Raw genomic sequence first — 349 nt, forward strand, 5'->3', positions numbered from 1 at the left:
GGCGTCCGCGCTTCGCAATCAGTTGCGCGGGAGACGATCCGGGGGAATCTCGAACCCAACCGGGCGAATGGCTTTTCTCCAACGACATCGAATGCCTGATGCGCGTCTTCCTCGGCTGGGATGAACGCGGTATGCGCATGGAGTTCGGCATGCCCGCCATGCACGAGTCGGAACGAAGCGCCAGTTGGTACGTCGTGGGATTGCCGGAGCATTTCAATCGCGCGGCGGCCAATCTGAACAGCGACCTGCTCGGCGCGATGTGCAAGGCGATGGGCGCCGACGGAGCGCGCCGGGCCTTTCTCGAAGGCGTCTTCAACGACGCGCTCGCTTACGATTTCGTCTCCTTGCG

1 protein-coding gene is annotated in these 349 nt (G+C 63.0%); it reads left to right on the top strand.

All coding sequences use genetic code 11. The features are described from left to right. Positions 1-349 (top strand): hypothetical protein (locus SB771_RS33730; RefSeq protein ID WP_410721883.1); only part of this gene is annotated, 349 nt, incomplete at both ends.

The organism is Burkholderia sp. SIMBA_051 (assembly GCF_046534915.1).
In the GTDB taxonomy this organism is placed as follows: Bacteria; Pseudomonadota; Gammaproteobacteria; order Burkholderiales; family Burkholderiaceae; genus Burkholderia; species Burkholderia ambifaria.